This is a genomic window from Povalibacter uvarum (assembly GCF_014202975.1).
Lineage (GTDB): Bacteria > Pseudomonadota > Gammaproteobacteria > Steroidobacterales > Steroidobacteraceae > Steroidobacter > Steroidobacter uvarum.
The window spans coordinates 550,447-567,228 of the sequence record NZ_JACHHZ010000001.1 but is presented as its reverse complement, the minus strand read 5'-3'; the positions used below and the strand labels follow the sequence as shown (position 1 = coordinate 567,228).

The window sequence follows — 16,782 nt, the reverse complement described above, 5'->3', positions numbered from 1 at the left end:
CGTGCCCTCACTGGCCGGGTGATGCCGCGATCGCCCTGACGATCGCCTTGTCGAGTTCGTCGAGCAAATCCGTCGCATCCTCGGTCGCCGCTGCGCAGTCGGATGTACATTGCGTTCGCACGGCGACGATCTGCGAAAGTACCGGGCGGCGCAACGAGGCCGCAGCGTACGCAAACTGTGCGCTCAAATCACCGGTCTCGCGCCGGTCGCCGATCAGGTAGCGGTACGCAACGACGAAGCGCTCCCTATCGTTCCCTGCTTCGAGCAGAACGACGTCTCCTTGTTGTGTCCGGACCTGCTGGCGCGAATGCACGGCACCGCCCTGCTCGCCGGACACCGCGTTGTCGTAGCCGATCAGCTCCTTGCCCTGGCGCTGTTGCAGATATTGCGCGACGAACGCGGTGGCAACACGACCCTCGCGGCGATAGTCACCGGCTTGCGATCTGTCGGCATGAGGAAAGAGCGGCCGCCATGCACCGCCGGCTGCCTCAGGCCCGGTCCAGCGATCGCTCGAGGCAGGCAACAGCACGGGTGAGGCGACGGCGTCGCGAATGGGCGATAGCGCATTGAGTGCCGGTCCGACACCCGCCGCGACGAGAGCGATGATCGCGCCGCGAATCCACACCGACGGAGTGCCCCCGTCGCCGGCAACGGGAACGGCGCCTTCTGCTGATGCCGGCATCCGACCCGCGAGCCAGAAGAAAGCGGCCATCGTGAAGACGAAGAGGAACCAGCCGAAGTAGTAATGATCGACGGTGATCAGGTAGTGCTGCATGTCCGTCAGATGTCCGGCGACGATAATGACGTACACGCGCACCCAGTTGCTGATCATCGCGAGCACCGCCGCGAGAGCGAGCTGCTTGATTCTGACTCGCAGCGAATCGTAGTGGATCTCTCCGAAGAGCGCGGCGATGGCGATCGCCACGATGAAGAAATGCAGACCGCTGCAGCCGCCGGCAATCTCGAACGCGCCTGCCGGGATGTAGACGAAGTTTCCCGTCACGTACGCCGGCACCGCGGTGATCTGCAGCAGCAGTTGAACCGCCTTTACCGTGATCGCCTGCAGGATCCCGTTGCCCGCGCTCCAGATGGGAATGGCGAAGTAGAGATACGCGAACCCGAAGCCGAGCTTGCAGCCATTGCGCACGCCGAACGCCGCGCACGCCGCGACCAGCGCCATCGGCGGCAGAAGGATCTGATGCAGAAGCTCGATGCCCGCCCTGAGGCACAACAACCAGCACAAACTGAGCACAACGAGTACGGCAGCGAATCGCCAATCGGATGTCGCTGTCGCGTCGAGCGTCTTTGCGGACCGCATCAGCAGCCACAGGCTGATGGCGGCGACGAGATAACCGTGTGTATAGGTAAGGCTGTCGGTATCGGTCCAGGCGATCCGCAGCGTTTCAATCGTCGGCCAGAACACAATCGCCAGGGCCGCGATCAGCAACAGCACCATGACGCGGCGGGAACGCCAGCGGCTGGTCGCCGGCGCACTTGGAATCCCCTGGGTTTGCGGATTGAGCCCGGATTCCGCCATTACTGCGGAGCCCGGATGCCGTATTTTTCCATCAGGTCGTAAAGCGTGGGACGACTGACGCCGATCAGCTCGGCCGTCTTCGAGATATTGCCGTCGGTGATCGACAGCGCCTGGCGAATGGCCTGCCGCTCTGCACGCGTCCGCACTTCCTTGAGATTGAACAGCAGCGTCCCATCGACCGATTCACGCAGCCCGAGATCCTCCGCCGTGATCAGCGACCCTTCGGCCATGATCATCGCGGTCTTCACCTTGTTCTCGAGTTCGCGCACGTTGCCGGGCCACTCGTAGGCCTCGAGCGCCGCCACTGCCTCGTCCGTGAAACCTCGCTTGGGCCGCCCGTGAGCGCCCCCGAATTTGCGCAGCAACGCATGCGCGAGCACCGTCGTGCCGCCCGGCCGATCGCGCAAGGGCGGCACGTTCACCGTCACCTCACCGACCCGGAAATAGAGATCCTGACGGAACTGCTGCAGATTGATCTGCGCCTGCAGATCCTTGTTGGTCGCGCAGACGACGCGGACGTTGACCGGAATTTCCTGTCGTCCGCCCACGCGTTCGATGACGCGATTCTGCAGGAAGCGCAGCAGCTTCGCCTGCAGCGCCAGCGGCATGTCGCCGATCTCATCGAGGAACAACGTGCCGCCGTCGGCGAGTTCGACCTTGCCGATGGTCTGCTTCACTGCGCCGGTGAAGGCACCCTTCTCGTGCCCGAACAGTTCGCTCTCGAGCAGCTGCTCCGGAATCGCAGCGCAGTTGATGGCGACGAACCGGCCTTCCCTGCGATTGCTCTGCGTATGCACGGCGCGAGCGAGCAGCTCCTTGCCGGTGCCGCTCTCGCCGAGAATGAGCACTGACACGTCGGTCGGCGCGACCTTCTCGATCATGCGGCAGACTTTGAGCATCGCTTCGTCCGTGGCAATGAGCCCTTCGAACGGCGAGTTGTACTGCGCTTCGCGCAGCTGCCGATTCTGTTCTTCGAGCGCGTGCATGTTGAATGCGCGGCTCACGATCAGCCGCAACACGTCGGTGTCGACAGGCTTCTGGTAGAAATCGTAAGCGCCGAGCGATACGGCGCGCACTGCGTTGTCGCGATCGTGATTGCCGGTGACGACGATCACTTTCGTCTGCGGTGCGATGCTCAGCGTTTCCTTCAGCGTCGCCATTCCTTCGCTGACGCCTTCGGCGTCGGGCGGGAGGCCGAGATCCTGCAGTACGACCGGCGGTTCGAAACGCCGCAGCATGACCATCGCTTCGGCACGCGTGGCGGCCATGAACACTTCATGGTCGTCGAAGCACCACTTGAGCTGGCGCTGCAGGCCCGCGTCGTCCTCGACGATCAGCAATTTCGGCTTGGCATCATTCACGTCTCACTGCTCCGATGACTGCTGATATTGGGTACTGCTTGTTGTCGCTTGCCCGATGGATCGGCGACGTTCCGGTCCGCATCCGCCGCGCCGGCCACCTGCTCGAGCGGCAGACTAATCGAAAACGAGGTCCCCTGACCGGGACTGCTCTGCACTTCCACCCGCCCCCCGAGCATCTGGACGTACTCGCGGGTCTGGTACGCACCGATGCCCATCCCCTTCGATCCCTTGGTGCTGTCGAAAGGGCGGAACAGCCGCTCGCGGATGAACTCCGCGTCCATCCCCTTGCCATTATCCTTCACAATGAGAATCGCGCGACCGCCATTCTCATCCAGTCGCACGGATACGCCTCCCGTGGGTGTCGCGTCCTGGGCGTTCCTGATGACGTGCTCGACGACCGCGGAGAGCCGCTGAGGATCGGCCCGGACCCGGATGCCGTCGGCATTCACGACGAGCTCCGGCACAGGCGTTCTCAGACTGCATCGATCGACAGTGTTGCGCACCAGGTCGTCGAATCGCACCGACTGCAACTGCGCTCCGGCGGTGGAGTGACGCAACTGCTCGATCAGTCGCGTCATGCGCTCCACCGTGTTGTCGACCGTCTCGATGGCGTCGTCGACGAACTCTGGATTGTGCTTGTGCCGGCCCGCGTTCGCGACGATGAGCTGCAGCTGCGCCACCGAATTCTTCAGGTCGTGCATCATGAACGCGGTCAACCGGTTGTAGGCCTCGAACTGCCGGCTCTCGGCGAGACGCCTGTCCGCATCCTGCTGCGCAAGCTGCGTCGCAACGTGACGTCCCACGGTCTTCAACAGGTCCCGGTCTTCGTAGGTCAGCTCGAAGGGCGGCGGCGGATCGTACAACACGAACAGGCCGAAGAGCCGGTCCACCTCGAGCAGCGGAGAAATGATGCGCAGCGATGGGTTTTCGCCGAGCCAGACGGGCAGCTCGATGTTCTCGTAGATGTCCGGTGCGCGCCGGTATTCGTGAACGTCGATGATCCATTGCCGCTTGCGGACGAAACGGATCAGCTCGCTGTCGGCGTTGATCGGTCCGACACCGTTGATGCTCTCGAGCCGCAGCGGCCAGGCACTCACCGGCACGAACTGTCCGGCCTGTTCATCGGCAAGAAAGAGTACGCCGCCCGGACTATCGAAGATCTGGGCGACAGCACGAATGGCCGTTCGCCTGACGCTGTCCTCGGTCGTCGTCGACAGGGTGCGGATGAAGCGCAGCCACTCGATCCGGTAGTCGTACTTGTTGCTGTAGAAATGCTTGTTGATGAAGACGACGGCCTGACGTCGCAGCGTGTTCGACGCAAGCAGGAACGCAAGCACCACCGCTGCACCTGCGAAGAACAGGATCTGCCCGACCGCGCCCCACGTTCCTCCCAGGTCCTGGATGATGTACCCCGCAAGCGCCATGACGACCAGATAGATCCCGACCGCGACGAAAGTGGTCGTGTAGAAAACCACCTGACGCGATACGAAGATATCGAGCGACCACTGGGGATTACGCCGCACTGCGAGTGCAATCAACGGCACCGCGAACGTGACGACGATGCCGCGGGCTTCCCACGCGGTGACGGAGATCCCATGCATGAGCTCCGCTTGCGAATAGAGAAAGAGGTCGTAAGCCAGTATTCCGCCGACACCGATGACGAGGTAGCGCAGCGACGCACGACCGGCGTGACTGGAATTGCGATAGATCTGTTCGAGAAGAATGAGTCCGCACAGCGCCAGAGCGAGCCCCGCGCGCGAGAGCAGCATCGAAGGACTTTCAATCGGGATGTTGAGTTTCGGCAGCAGCGGCGCTGCGAATCCGAACACGAGCAGTCCGATCCACAGAATGTGCGCGCCGGTAATCAGGATGCGGGGTGCGGTCGCGCGGGCAAGTTCAGTGAGGACGAGGAGCCACGCTGCGCCCTTCGCGATCTCCGCAACGTAGACGAAGATCATGGGCATCGAGCCGCGCGCACTTTCGAACGCGAGCGTCAGCGCCCACAGGAACGTCACCGCGCTGGCGCCGATCAGTCGGGCACCGACCTTGCGGCCGCGCCAGCTGACGACGAGCAACGCCGTCAGGAACAGAAACGCTGTTCCCGCGATGCCGTAGCCCGCTACTCCCGCATTACCCATCGAAGTCGTTCAGCCCTTGTGGTGCGGGCCGCGCTGGCCCCTTTCGCGCGGGCGATCTACCGGGCGCCCTTGCCCCAAACGATGACTTCCACTGTCTGCAGGATGATCGCCAGATAAAACAGCAGCGAATGATTCTTCACGTAGAACAGATCGTACTGCAGCTTCTCCGCCGCATCCTGTTCCGACGAGCCGTATGGGTAACACAACTGCGCCCAACCGGTAATCCCTGGTTTGATCGTGTGGCGCTCGCGGTAGTACGGAATGCGCTCGTTGAGCTGTTCGACGAACTCGGGCCGCTCGGGGCGCGGTCCGACGAAGCTCATCTCGCCCCGCAGCACATTGAGGATCTGCGGCAGCTCGTCGATGCGGGTCAGCCGGATGAACGACCCGACGAGAGTGACGCGATTGTCGTTCTTCTGCGCCCAGACAGCGCCGTCGCGTTCGGCGTCTTCGCGCATGCTGCGGAACTTGAGCAACTTGAAGGGATGACCGTACTGGCCCACGCGCACCTGCCTGTAGAAGACGCTGGCTCGCGGACCTTCGGTGAGCTTGATCGCAATCGTCGTGAGGAGCATGAATGGCAACGCGACGACGAGCAGCAGCAGGCTGGCCAGAACGTCGAATGCCCTCTCGAACGTGCCGTGGATCCGGCCCTGGCGGAATCCTTCGGAGAAAATCATCCAGCTCGGATTGAGAACATCGAGCCGGACCTTGCCTGTTTCGCGCTCGAGGAAGGTGATCAGTTCGATGATCTCGAGACCGTCGAGGCGGCACTCGAGAAGCTGATCCATCGGAAACTGCCGGCGACGATCGTCCATCGCGACGACGATTTCATCGACGCGAAGGCGATGACACACCTCCAGCAGCGACTCTCCCGAGCGGATCTTTTCGTCCTCGGGCACGCCGTCGAAGTCGTCGCCGTCCGCTGGAACGTAGCCCACAGGCACGAACCCGCGTCGGTCCGATCGGCGGCGCAGACGCGCGATGCTGAGCGCGCGCTTGCCCGCGCCGTAGATCAATACGCGTCTCTTGAACACATCCTCATCGGCCACTTTGTCAAAGATGACCCGGGAAATGGCCGAACCCACGACCGCCACGAACGCCGCGAACATGAGGGCCGCGCGGCCGATCTGCAGTGCCGGAAACAGATAGAAGATGACCGCGATCACCAGCACGCCGCCCAGCACGCTGGCGCCGACACGCGCCAGGAGACCCGACAGACGCGAACGCTGCCGCGCGTTGTAAAGCCCCATGGCCGTCATCGACAGGAACAGCACGCCGGAGAACAACAGCGCGCGAGGGAAGATGGTGTGATTCAGGGCCGCAGATTTCGGCAACTCGGGATCCAGGCCAAGAATCACCGCCGAATAGGGAGCCAGGAAAAAAATCGCCGCCTCGACGAGGGCCAGAAGCGCCAGTGGAAGCTGCCAATAGTGCTGAAATATTCGAATCGCCACTGGGTTCTGATGCCTTCTAACCGAAAAAAGCGTGATCGATCAACGTGGAACCGTAGCGTCGGGCGTCAGCCCAAGGCGACCGGGGTCGGTATGGAGCCCGAGGGAGATCGGTTCAGCAAGCGGACCGAAGTCTAATCACATCACCCTCACAGGCGCGTGAAAGGCTTCACAGGCACTACTGTCAAATCCCGAAGCAGCCCTGAGGGATTCCGTTCCCAGATCGGCGTTCTGTTAATTGACAATCATTCGCATTTGTATTTAGATGGGCACATCTTAGCCGGACTGACCTCCTCCATGTACGTCTGTCTCTGCAACGGAATCAGTGATCGCCAGATTCGCGAAGTCGTGGATCGTGGCGCGGGCACGCTGACGGAAGTCCAGTGCTACCTCCCTGTCGCCAACTGCTGCGGCCGCTGCGAAGACACCGCGCAGGAAGTCATCGAAGGCCACATCGAATCAGCGTCCCGGCCCGTCGCGGCCTGAGTTTCGCGGGGCCGACGCGTAAGCGGCTGACTGATTACCATTCGCCACAGTATTCGTATCTATAGAAAAACCTTCGGGTTTTCTCCTCTTTCGACGTTGCCTCCACCCTGAGCGTCCTTCAAGATTCCGCCCGGCCGTCCGGCCCGTCTTCGGAGTCTTTCCATGCAAGGCAATGCCACGATCATCAAGCACTTGAATCTCGTCCTGAAGAACGAGCTGACCGCGATCAACCAGTATTTCCTTCACGCCCGCATGTTCGACAACTGGGGGCTCAAGAAGCTGGGCAAGCACTCCCGCGACGAATCCATCGATGAGATGAAGCACGCCGACAAGCTCATCGAGCGCATCCTTTTTCTGGATGGCCTGCCCAATCTCCAGGATCTCGGAAAGCTGTTCATCGGAGAGAACGTGCAGGAAGCGCTGGAGTGCGATCTGAAGCTGGAAATGCAGGCTCATCCCGACCTGCGCGCCGCGATCGTCGACTGCGAAAAGTCAGGCGACTACGTATCGCGCGAGATCTTCGAGCGAATCCTGGAATCGGAAGAAGAACACATCGACTGGCTGGAGACGCAGCTCGGCCTGATCAAGCGGATCGGCCTCGAGAACTACTGCCAGCTGCAAGTGGAAGCGAGCTGAGAGAGCTCGCGATGAATTGCGGGGGCTCCTTCCCGGAGCCCCACGCGCGAATGGATTCGCGATCAGCTGATGGTCTTGGTGGCGACGTTCGACGGCACGCTCGAAGCACCATTTGAGTTGACTGCAACCACCGCGAAGAACCAGGCACCCGACGTGAGATTCTCGACGACGTAGGTGCTGAGCGAGGGATTGCTGATGTTCACGGACAGCGTTAGATCGCCCGCACTTCGGCCGTACAGAATCGTGTAGCCCGCAAGGTTCGTCAGCGAGCTTCCATCCGTATTCTGCGTCGGTGCCACCCAGGACACCGTGGCGCTGCCCGAGCCCACCGCGGATACCGTCAGGTTGAAAGCAGTGAGAGACGCACTCGCCTTTCCATCCGATACCGTGAGCGTGATGCCTGAATACGTTCCGACATCGCCCGCCGCGGGCGTGCCGCTCAGCCGACCCGTGCTGGCATTGACGGACAACCAGGAAGGCAAGTTCGTGGCGCTGAAGGTCAGCGCATCACCATTTGGATCGTTCGCCGTGGGCTGAAAACTGTAGCTCTGGCCCGCCAGCACCGATGTGCTGGGCTGCCCCTGAATCGTCGGAGGCGAGTTCGTCGCTGCAGGAGGGTCAGGATCGGTCTGGGGCGACGAGCTGGGCGAATCACCGCCGCCACCGCCGCAACCTGCCAGCAGCAGCGCCGTGAGGAGTGCCGATGCCCATCTCTGCCTGTTGAATGCCTGCATATCGCTCCGCGTTTGCTGCGCTGCCTCCGCACTTTCACGGAAGCGTCGAGCGTTCGTTACAAAAGCTATGCCAGGAAGATCAAAAACCCTGTAAGTCTTTCAAATCAACGGGTTGCCGATAACGCGCTGCATTGGCCGAACGTTCCATGTCGCCGATTGCGCACAGCCAATCGGCGCCAAGCACCCGCCAACCCGATAACTTACTGATTTGCATGGACGGCCGACAGAGTCGCTGAACGGCAACAGGTTCGCGCGACTGATCAACGAATTGGCCACCGTGATGAAGTGGCGTCCCCAAAGGGATTCGAACCCTTGTTACCGCCGTGAAAGGGCGATGTCCTAGGCCTCTAGACGATGGGGACGCAAATCGAAACAACGAAGGGCTTGGTGGAGCTAGCCGGGATCGAACCGGCGACCTCTTGCATGCCATGCAAGCGCTCTCCCAGCTGAGCTATAGCCCCACGCGAGAGGCGCGCAATGTATTGGAGGGTCCCTGCACTGTCAAGGAAAGATCGGGCCGATTCTCACCCGCTCTTCCCTGACTGATTTCTCAGGCTGCACCCGCAACTGCGATTGCACGATCGATGCGGCTGAGCGTCGTCTCACGACCCAGCACCTCGAGCGTGACATCGATGGGCGGCGAAACGGACGTGCCCGAGACAGCGACGCGGATGGGCTGCGCCACTTTGCCGAGTCCGATGCTGGACGTTGTCGCGACCTCGTTCACGGCATCGTGAATCGCAGCGGCCGTCCACGCACTCAGCGCAGAGAGCTTCGCGTGAACCGAACGAAGCACGGGCGCGCTTTCCGCGGTCAGATTCTTCTTTGCCGCCTTCTCGTCATACGTCTTGATCTCGACGAAGAAGAACGTGCTGTTCTGCGCCATCTCCTTCAGCGTCTTGGCGCGCTCCTGCTGAGCCTTCGCCACGGCAGCCAGCTTCGCGTCATCGATCACATCGATGCCCAGCGCGGCGAGCTGGAACTTCAGGTGCGGTACGAGCGATTCCGGCGTCGCACGCATGATGTGCTGCTGATTGAGCCACAACAGCTTGTCGGGATTGAACGCCGAGGCCGACTTGTTGACGTCCTTGATGTCGAACAGCGCCTGCATTTCTTCGAGCGAGAACACTTCCTGATCGCCATGCGACCAGCCGAGACGCACCAGGTAGTTGAGCAGAGCGACCGGCAGGAAGCCCTCTTCCCGATACTGCAACACGCTCACAGCGCCGTGCCGCTTCGACAGCTTGGCTCCGTCAGCGCCCAGGATCATGGGCACGTGCCCATACACCGGAAGCACGGCGCCCAGTGCCTTGAGCATGTTGATCTGACGGGGTGTGTTGTTGAGATGATCATCGCCACGGATCACGTGCGTGATCTTCATGTCCATGTCGTCCACGACGACGCAGAAGTTGTACGTCGGCGTGCCGTCTGAACGCGCGATGATGAGGTCATCGAGCTCGGTATTCTGAAACTCGACGTTGCCGTGAATGACGTCCTCGACGACGACAGATCCGTCGAGCGGATTCTTGAATCGGATGACGGGATCGACACCTTCCCGCGGCTGCGTGCGATTCCTGCACGTGCCGTCGTAGCGCGGCTTCTGTTTGGCTGCTTCCTGCTTGCTGCGCATCTCTGCGAGCTCTTCTTTCGTGCAGTAGCAGTGATATGCGTGTCCGTCGCGCACGAACTGCGCGAGGACTTCGCGATAGCGGTCCATCCGGCGCGTCTGATAGAACGGGCCTTCGTCGGCCGCGAGGCCGAGCCATTCCATCCCGTCGAGAATGACCTGCGTCGCCTCGTCGGTGGATCGCTCGCGGTCCGTATCTTCGACGCGCAGGATGAAGTCGCCCTGGCGACCCTTCGCGTACAGCCACGAAAACAACGCCGTCCTCACGCCGCCGATGTGCAGCATGCCGGTGGGACTCGGTGCGAAACGGGTTCGGATGGTCATGAGGAGGAACAGCGCTCAGCGGATGGTGAATACCGCCGAGGCGGATTGTTTTGCCCATCCGCCATCCGCTATCCGCCATTCACGTCTGGTTGATGGTGGGCGGTACAGGGATTGAACCTGTGACCCCTGCCGTGTGAAAGCAGTGCTCTACCGCTGAGCTAACCGCCCAAATTGTCGGGACTGACCCGGAAAACGGGTGCGTAGTGTAGGGACGAGCCTTCGGCCGGTCAACGCGACGACGCCTGGAGCATCGGGGTTTCCCCGCTTCAGAGCGCCGCGTGCATGGGGGGCGGTCGATTCAGGAGGATCCAGTACAACCCCAGGCTGCTCACCGCCTCCACGAAGGCACCGAACTCCACCGGCTTGCGCACGTAGCTGTTCGCACCAAGGTTGTAGCTCGCAATGACATCCGCGTCCTGGCTGGAGGAAGTGAGGACGACCACCGGCAGCATGCGGGTCTTTTCTTCGGCACGCAGCCGTTTCAGGACCCCGAGCCCGTCGAGCTTGGGCAGCTTCAGGTCCAGCAGAACGACCGTCGGCATGCGGGACAGGTCGCGGCCCACGTATCGGCCCTGCCCGAACAGGAACTCGATCGCTTCCACCCCATCGCGGACGACGATGATTTCATGCGCCAGATTGTTCTTCCGCAGACTGAGAAGCGTCAGCTCCTCGTCGTCGGGATTGTCTTCGACCAGCAGGATGTATCGATCCGTCATCGCGGCTCCTCGGCCAGCGTGAAGTAAAACACCGCCCCTCGATCAACCTCGGCTTCAGCCCAGATGCGGCCCCCGTGCCGCTGCACTATGCGTTGAACTGTTGCGAGCCCCACTCCTGTTCCAGGAAATTCCGTCGTCGCATGCAATCTCTGGAACACCCCGAACAAATTACTGGCATAGCGCGGGTCGAATCCTACGCCATTGTCCCTGACAAGAAAGGCCCGGTCAGCACCCATTTGACAGACGCCGAAAACAATATCGGCCGCTGAGCGGCCCGCTGTGAACTTCCAGGCGTTGTCCAAAAGGTTCTCCAGCACGATCTCCAGCAGGCGCAGATCCGCCCAGACATGCAGCCCCGGCTGGATATCGAAGGTCGCCGCTCGTTGCGGCGACCGCTCGCGAAGGCGCTGGACGATCGCTTCCGCGAGGCTCGAAAGGTCGACCTGCTCGCACTTCAACTCCAGCCGCGTGACACGTCCCAGCTCGAGGAGATCGTCGATGAGGGCTGCCATCCGCTGCGTGCCCGCCTCAATGCGCTCGATGTAGCGCTGGCTGTCGTTGTCGAACGTTCCGAAATGCCGCTCGCGCAAAAGTCCGGTAAATCCGGAGATCGCGCGCAGGGGGCCACGAAGGTCATGCGAAACCGAATAGCTGAAAGCTTCGAGCTCCCGGTTCGAATGCTCGAGCTCCTGCGTCCGTTGCCCGACCCGCGCCTCCAGTTCGCCATACAGCCGCGCATTCTCGATACCGACCGCCGCCAGATTGGCCAGCTGCCCCAGCACTCGCTCATCGTTGGGATTGAAATCGCCTTCACGCTTGTCGGCGACGCGGATCAATCCGTTTGCGCGACCCGCGGGCGTCACGAGCGGAACGGTGAGCAGGCCCGACGAGGCAATGATCTGCGACTCGCTGCTGGCCTCCTCATCCGCCATCGCCGTCCGGGGCGCTCGCATCGCGCCCTTCAGCTCCCGGGACGACTCATCGCTCTCATCCAGCGTCGCTGCCAGAAGAGCCACGCTGTTGAGGCTCGCGTATTTCTCCGAAGCCGAACTGCTTCGCAGTTCACTCCTGTCCGCCTCGTCCGGCCACACGACGCCGATGGCGATGTGGCAGCCGACGAGATCGCGTGCGATCTGCGTAATGGTCTGCAGCAGATCGGCGACCGACAGCACGGAGTTCACCTTCCGCGCGGCATCGGCCAGGAAGGCCAATTGCATCAGATAGCGACGCCCCTCTGCTTCCGCGCGTCGTCGATCGGAAATATCCGACAGCGTCCCGATGACGCGGGTGGCACGTCCGTTGGCATCGATGACTGCCGAGCCGATGGCTTCAATGTCCAGGACTTTGCCGTCGAATCGGAGGATCCTGCAGGCGACGCTGATGCGCGCGCCTTTGAGCATTCGCTTGATAGCCTGCTCGACCATTGCGAGATCATCCGGATGCACGACCTTGCGCCAGATATCGAGCGGCAACTTGGGCGCCGTCCCGACTGCGTCACCGAGGATCTCGCGGATCGCACCCGCGCAGTTCACTTCGCCCCGTTCGATGTCGCAATCGACTATGAGCTGCCCGGTGTGCTCGGCCATCAGTCGAAAGCGCTCCTCGCTCGCCTTCAGCTCCGCGGCAGCACGATGCTGGGCAGTAACGTCTTGAATGGTGCCGACGATCTTCACGATGCGGCCCGATTCGTCACGAATCCCGCGACGCTGGGCGAGCACATGCCGGATTTCTCCGTCGGACTGACGGATGCGAAACGAAATCTCGCGCAGGTGTGGCCGATTCGCGGCCACGTCTTCCCCAGCTTCGATGAGCAGATGCCGGTCCTCCGGCACGACTTTCGCGAGCAGCTGATTCAGGTCGAGTGCCTGATGGGCGTCGGCCTGGCCCACGATGTCGTTGATCCGCCCGAACGAAACAGCCCGGTTGCGAACGACGTCGCGCTCCCAGTAGCCGAGCCTCGCGATGTTGTGAGCAAGTTCGAGACGCGTCAGGTTCTCGCGAATCGCCTGGTCGATACGCGAGCGCTCGATTGTGTCCGCGATGAGCGTGGCGAAAGTCCGTGCGGCCTGCAGATCGGCTGGCGACGGATTCGTCTGCACGAGTGCGAAGACTGTCAGGACGGCGATCGTGCTACCGGACGTGCCCGCGACCGGGAGCGACCACGATGAGCGCAGCCCCTGCGCCAGCGCGGCATCGCGAACCTCTCTGCAAGTGGGATCGGCGGCAATGTCAGCGTGAACAGCGAACTCGCTTTCACGCGACGCACTGAAGCACTCCGCTGCAGAGGACTCCATCAGTGACAGAAAAGCTTGCGGCAGGCCCAACCCGATCGCCGCCGCGATCGATCCGCAACCCTGGTCGTACAGTACAATCGCGCAGCGGCGATCGCGGTTCATTGCCTCGACGACGCCACAGGTCTGCTGAAGTGCGCCCGCGAGCGCGATGTCGATTCGACATGAGGGGCTGGGCGCCTGGATCGGCTCTCCGACAGCGACACTCACGAGAGTTTCTCCCCAGGACCAGGGAAACGCGGTAGACGCGCGAAACGATGCAGATGGAACCCGGCACTATCCATGAGGGGCTGTTATCCACTGTGGGCGGGAGTCTGGCTTCCGCGTCCGCCAGCGATGCAATGCCTCCCGCATCGCCACTATACCTGCTGCTCGCCAAACCAGGCTCGGGGGATTCCTGATTCAGGCGGCCGCCGCTCGATGCTCGATGAGCCGCCGTTCAATGCGCAATCTCGCCTCCGATCATTTCGAGCAACTCGCGCGTCTTGGCCTGCATGAGCGCCACATCCTGCCGACTTTCCACATTCAGGCGAATCAGGGGCTCGGTGTTCGAGGAACGCAGGTTGAAGCGCCACTGACCGAACTCGATCGAAAGTCCGTCCGTGTAGTCGACCGACAGACTGCCCGGCTTGTAATGCGCCTCGACCTTCTGGATCGTGGCCTTCGCGTCGGCGACCTTGCGATTGATCTCGCCGCTCGCAGGAAACGCAGCGATCCGCTCGCCGACGAGTGACGACAGTTTCTTGCCGGATTCGCACATGAGCTGCGCCACCAGCAGCCAGGGAATCTGCCCGCTGTCGCAATAACCAAATGCCCGGAAGTAGTGATGAGCGCTCATCTCGCCGCCGTACGCCGCATCGGCCTGGCGCATCACATCCTTCATGAAGGCGTGACCGGACTTCGACATCACGACCTTGCCGCCGAGTGAAGTCACCATGTCCTGCGTAGCCCACGTCAGCCGCGGGTCGTGCACGATGCTCGTGCCGGGTTCACGTCGCAGGAACATCGAAGCCAGGAGGCCGACGATGTAGTAACCCTCGATGAAGGAACCCGTTTCGTCGAAGAAGAAACAACGGTCGTAGTCGCCGTCCCAGGCCACGCCCAGGTCGGCCTTGTGCTCGCGGATCGCCTCGATCGTCGACGCACGATTCTCTTCGAGCATCGGATTCGGCACGCCGTTCGGAAAGTGACCGTCGGCCTGGTGGTTGATCTTCACGAACTCGAACGGCAGATGCGGCTCGAGCTGATCGACGATGGCGCCGGCGCCGCCGTTCCCGGCGTTCACGACGATCTTCAGCTTCCTGAGCTTCGACCGGTCGAGATAGGAAAGCAGATGATCGATGTACTTCTTGCGAGTATCGAGATCGAAGCGCTGCCCCTTCTTTGCCGGTGTCGAGTACGCATCGGCCTCGGCGATCTTCTGGATCTCCTTGAGCCCGGTATCGCCGCTGATCGGACGCGACTGCTCGCGCACGAATTTCATTCCGTTGTAGTCGGGCGGATTGTGACTGGCGGTCACCATGACACCGCCATCCATCTTTTCCGAGAACGTCGCAAAGTAGACGCCTTCCGTTCCACACAACCCGATGTCGTAGACGTCCACCCCGGAATCGATGAGGCCTCGCGTCAATGCTTCGCAGAGCTCGCCGCTCGACAGGCGAATGTCGCGTCCGACGACGATCCGCTTCGGCTTCAGGAATTCGGCGTAAGCACGTCCGATGCGATACGCGACATCGACGTTGAGTTCGCCGGGAATGCGGGCACGGTAGTCGTAGGCTTTGAAACCGGTGATGGGGCGCATGTGATGTAGCTTGGCGTTGTTCGACTCAAGGAAACGAAGAAGGCCTCGTGCGAGTTCCGCGCAGCGTTCAGCCCTTCTCTCCTTCCCGACCGTACCGGTCCTCCAACCGCACGATATCGTCTTCACCGAGATAGGTGCCAGACTGCACCTCGATGATGTGCAGCGGAATCTTCCCCGGATTGGAAATGCGGTGCTTGGCACCGAGCGGGATATAGGTCGACTGATTCTCCTCGAGCAGGAAGGTCTCTTCACCTCGGGTGATCCGCGCCGTTCCGGACACCACGATCCAGTGCTCGGCACGATGATGATGCATCTGCAATGACATTTCGGCGCCCGGCTTGACGGTCAAACGCTTCACCTGGAAGCGCTCGCCGGCGTCGATGCTGTCGTAGCTGCCCCAGGGGCGGAACACTTCGCGATGCATCGAGGTCTCGTATCGGCCCTGCTTCTTCAGCTGCGTAACGAGCAGCTTGACGTCCTGGACGCGATCCTTCGGCGCAACCAGCACTGCATCCTTGGTCTCGACGACGACGTGATCCCTGAGGCCCACGGCCGCGACGAGCCTGCTGGTCGATTGAAGGTAGCAGCCACTGGAGTCTTCGGTGAGCACATCGCCGAGACACACGTTGTTGCTTTCATCCCCAGGCACCGCTTCATGCAGTGCCGACCAGGAACCGACATCGCTCCAGCCGGCATCGAGAGGAACGACGACGCCGTGCTTCGTCTTCTCCATCACTGCATAGTCCAGCGAATCGCTGCGGCAGGCGCCGAACTCCTTCGCGGGCAGACGCGTGAAATCGAGATCACGCTTCGAAGCAGTGTAGGCCTGCGCACAGGCTTCGTAGATGTCGGGTGCGAGCGCGCGCATTTCATCGAGGACTGCAGTCGCACGGAACAGGAACATGCCGCTGTTCCAGAAGTACTCCTTCGACTCGACGTATCGAGTGGCAGTCGCGAGATCCGGCTTCTCGACGAACTGCGCAATGGGGAAAGTCGGTCCGTCGCCCGCGGCCCGCTTGATGTAGCCGTAGCCAGTTTCCGGCTTGTCCGGGACGACACCGAACGTGACCAGCTTGCCCTGCTCGGCCGCTCTGCGGCCCACGGACACGGCGCTGCGGAAGGCGGCAACATCGCGGATGACGTGATCGGCTGGGAGCACGAGAAGCAACGGGCTCGTCTTGCTGTTCGATGATTCGGCGGCGACGGCTGCCATTGCCGCGATTGCGACCGCAGGTGCCGTGTTGCGCCCCACCGGCTCGAGCAGGATCGATTGCGGCTTCGCGTCCACGGCACGCAACTGCTCCGCGACCAGGAACCGGTGGCTGTCATTGCAGACCACGATCGGCGCGCCTACATCCTCCACGCCCTTCATGCGCGCCAGCGTCTCCTGCAGCATCGTGCCCTTGCCGACCAGCGGCAGAAGCTGCTTCGGATACAACTCGCGCGAAAGGGGCCACAGACGCGTCCCCGAACCGCCAGAAAGAATGACGGGGATCAGCATGGGGACTCCGAGAGAATCATCGTTGGATTCGGGCCGCTGCCGAACGACCGCGGGCGCGGCTGGAAAGGAAAGCTGGACACGGGTGGTTCGATCATTGGATCAGACTTTTCTCGCGAAAGCGCGCATGCATGCAACATGCGCGACAACCGCCAAGTTCCCCGGCGGCGACGGATCTG

12 protein-coding genes and 3 tRNA genes are annotated in these 16,782 nt (G+C 61.9%); 2 read left to right on the top strand and 13 right to left on the bottom strand.

The window, feature by feature from the left end; genetic code table 11:
* Positions 1 to 7 precede the first annotated feature (7 nt).
* The 4 genes from xrtA to HNQ60_RS02400 are packed head-to-tail and all read right to left on the bottom strand — an operon-like array spanning position 8 to position 6,493.
* The gene (gene xrtA / locus HNQ60_RS02415) at positions 8 to 1,537 is read right to left on the bottom strand and encodes an exosortase A (protein ID WP_184329414.1); all 1,530 of its coding nucleotides are present in this window, start codon (positions 1,535 to 1,537) and stop codon (positions 8 to 10) included.
* Complete coding sequence (gene prsR, locus HNQ60_RS02410) at positions 1,537 to 2,898, bottom strand: PEP-CTERM-box response regulator transcription factor (RefSeq protein ID WP_184329413.1); 1,362 nt, start codon at positions 2,896 to 2,898, stop codon at positions 1,537 to 1,539. The genes xrtA and prsR overlap by 1 nt, the downstream gene beginning before the upstream one ends.
* Entirely contained in the window at positions 2,895 to 5,036 is a 2,142-nt protein-coding gene (gene prsK / locus HNQ60_RS02405; protein WP_184329412.1) for an XrtA/PEP-CTERM system histidine kinase PrsK, read from the bottom strand. The genes prsR and prsK overlap by 4 nt, the downstream gene beginning before the upstream one ends.
* A gap of 56 nt (positions 5,037 to 5,092) precedes the next feature.
* Positions 5,093 to 6,493, bottom strand: coding sequence for a TIGR03013 family XrtA/PEP-CTERM system glycosyltransferase (locus HNQ60_RS02400; protein WP_184329411.1), 1,401 nt, complete (start codon positions 6,491 to 6,493; stop codon positions 5,093 to 5,095).
* A 294-nt stretch (positions 6,494 to 6,787) separates the two neighbouring features.
* Here HNQ60_RS02400 and HNQ60_RS02395 point away from each other — a divergent pair, with 294 nt between their 5' ends.
* Both HNQ60_RS02395 and bfr read left to right on the top strand, forming a co-directional pair.
* Positions 6,788 to 6,976 (top strand): (2Fe-2S)-binding protein, encoded by a 189-nt coding sequence (locus HNQ60_RS02395; protein WP_184329410.1) that lies wholly within the window; start codon positions 6,788 to 6,790, stop codon positions 6,974 to 6,976.
* Between the two features lie 162 nt (positions 6,977 to 7,138).
* Positions 7,139 to 7,612: a bacterioferritin gene (gene bfr, locus HNQ60_RS02390; RefSeq protein WP_184329409.1), complete on the top strand. Its 474-nt coding sequence runs from the start codon at positions 7,139 to 7,141 to the stop codon at positions 7,610 to 7,612.
* Between the two features lie 62 nt (positions 7,613 to 7,674).
* Here bfr and HNQ60_RS02385 read toward each other — a convergent pair whose 3' ends face one another.
* The 9 genes from HNQ60_RS02385 to HNQ60_RS02345 form a co-directional block, all read right to left on the bottom strand.
* The gene (locus HNQ60_RS02385; protein ID WP_184329408.1) at positions 7,675 to 8,346 is read right to left on the bottom strand and encodes a putative Ig domain-containing protein; all 672 of its coding nucleotides are present in this window, start codon (positions 8,344 to 8,346) and stop codon (positions 7,675 to 7,677) included.
* A gap of 286 nt (positions 8,347 to 8,632) precedes the next feature.
* Positions 8,633 to 8,708, bottom strand: a tRNA-Glu gene (locus tag HNQ60_RS02380).
* A 23-nt stretch (positions 8,709 to 8,731) separates the two neighbouring features.
* Positions 8,732 to 8,807 (bottom strand) — tRNA-Ala (locus HNQ60_RS02375).
* A gap of 89 nt (positions 8,808 to 8,896) precedes the next feature.
* On the bottom strand, positions 8,897 to 10,297 hold the full coding sequence (gene gltX / locus HNQ60_RS02370) for a glutamate--tRNA ligase (RefSeq protein WP_184329407.1): 1,401 nt from the start codon (positions 10,295 to 10,297) through the stop codon (positions 8,897 to 8,899).
* Between the two features lie 93 nt (positions 10,298 to 10,390).
* Positions 10,391 to 10,465: transfer RNA gene (locus HNQ60_RS02365), tRNA-Val, on the bottom strand.
* Between the two features lie 98 nt (positions 10,466 to 10,563).
* Positions 10,564 to 11,013, bottom strand: a complete 450-nt coding sequence (locus HNQ60_RS02360) for a response regulator (protein WP_184329406.1) — start codon at positions 11,011 to 11,013, stop codon at positions 10,564 to 10,566.
* Positions 11,010 to 13,514 (bottom strand): PAS domain-containing protein, encoded by a 2,505-nt coding sequence (locus HNQ60_RS02355; protein ID WP_184329405.1) that lies wholly within the window; start codon positions 13,512 to 13,514, stop codon positions 11,010 to 11,012. The genes HNQ60_RS02360 and HNQ60_RS02355 overlap by 4 nt, the downstream gene beginning before the upstream one ends.
* Before the next feature lie 229 nt (positions 13,515 to 13,743).
* Positions 13,744 to 15,105 (bottom strand): phosphohexomutase domain-containing protein, encoded by a 1,362-nt coding sequence (locus HNQ60_RS02350; protein WP_184329404.1) that lies wholly within the window; start codon positions 15,103 to 15,105, stop codon positions 13,744 to 13,746.
* Between the two features lie 67 nt (positions 15,106 to 15,172).
* The gene (locus HNQ60_RS02345) at positions 15,173 to 16,606 is read right to left on the bottom strand and encodes a mannose-1-phosphate guanylyltransferase/mannose-6-phosphate isomerase (RefSeq protein WP_184329403.1); all 1,434 of its coding nucleotides are present in this window, start codon (positions 16,604 to 16,606) and stop codon (positions 15,173 to 15,175) included.
* Positions 16,607 to 16,782: the final 176 nt, after the last annotated feature.

Excerpts from the sequence above, each read along its gene's own strand:
- xrtA (WP_184329414.1), bottom strand. The coding sequence starts at position 1,537 with ATGGCGGAATCCGGGCTCAATCCGCAAACCCAGGGGATTCCAAGTGCG.
- prsK (WP_184329412.1), bottom strand. The coding sequence starts at position 5,036 with ATGGGTAATGCGGGAGTAGCGGGCTACGGCATCGCGGGAACAGCGTTT.
- HNQ60_RS02395 (WP_184329410.1), top strand. The coding sequence starts at position 6,788 with ATGTACGTCTGTCTCTGCAACGGAATCAGTGATCGCCAGATTCGCGAA.
- bfr (WP_184329409.1), top strand. The coding sequence starts at position 7,139 with ATGCAAGGCAATGCCACGATCATCAAGCACTTGAATCTCGTCCTGAAG.
- HNQ60_RS02385 (WP_184329408.1), bottom strand. The coding sequence starts at position 8,346 with ATGCAGGCATTCAACAGGCAGAGATGGGCATCGGCACTCCTCACGGCG.
- gltX (WP_184329407.1), bottom strand. The coding sequence starts at position 10,297 with ATGACCATCCGAACCCGTTTCGCACCGAGTCCCACCGGCATGCTGCAC.
- HNQ60_RS02360 (WP_184329406.1), bottom strand. The coding sequence starts at position 11,013 with ATGACGGATCGATACATCCTGCTGGTCGAAGACAATCCCGACGACGAG.
- HNQ60_RS02350 (WP_184329404.1), bottom strand. The coding sequence starts at position 15,105 with ATGCGCCCCATCACCGGTTTCAAAGCCTACGACTACCGTGCCCGCATT.
- HNQ60_RS02345 (WP_184329403.1), bottom strand. The coding sequence starts at position 16,606 with ATGCTGATCCCCGTCATTCTTTCTGGCGGTTCGGGGACGCGTCTGTGG.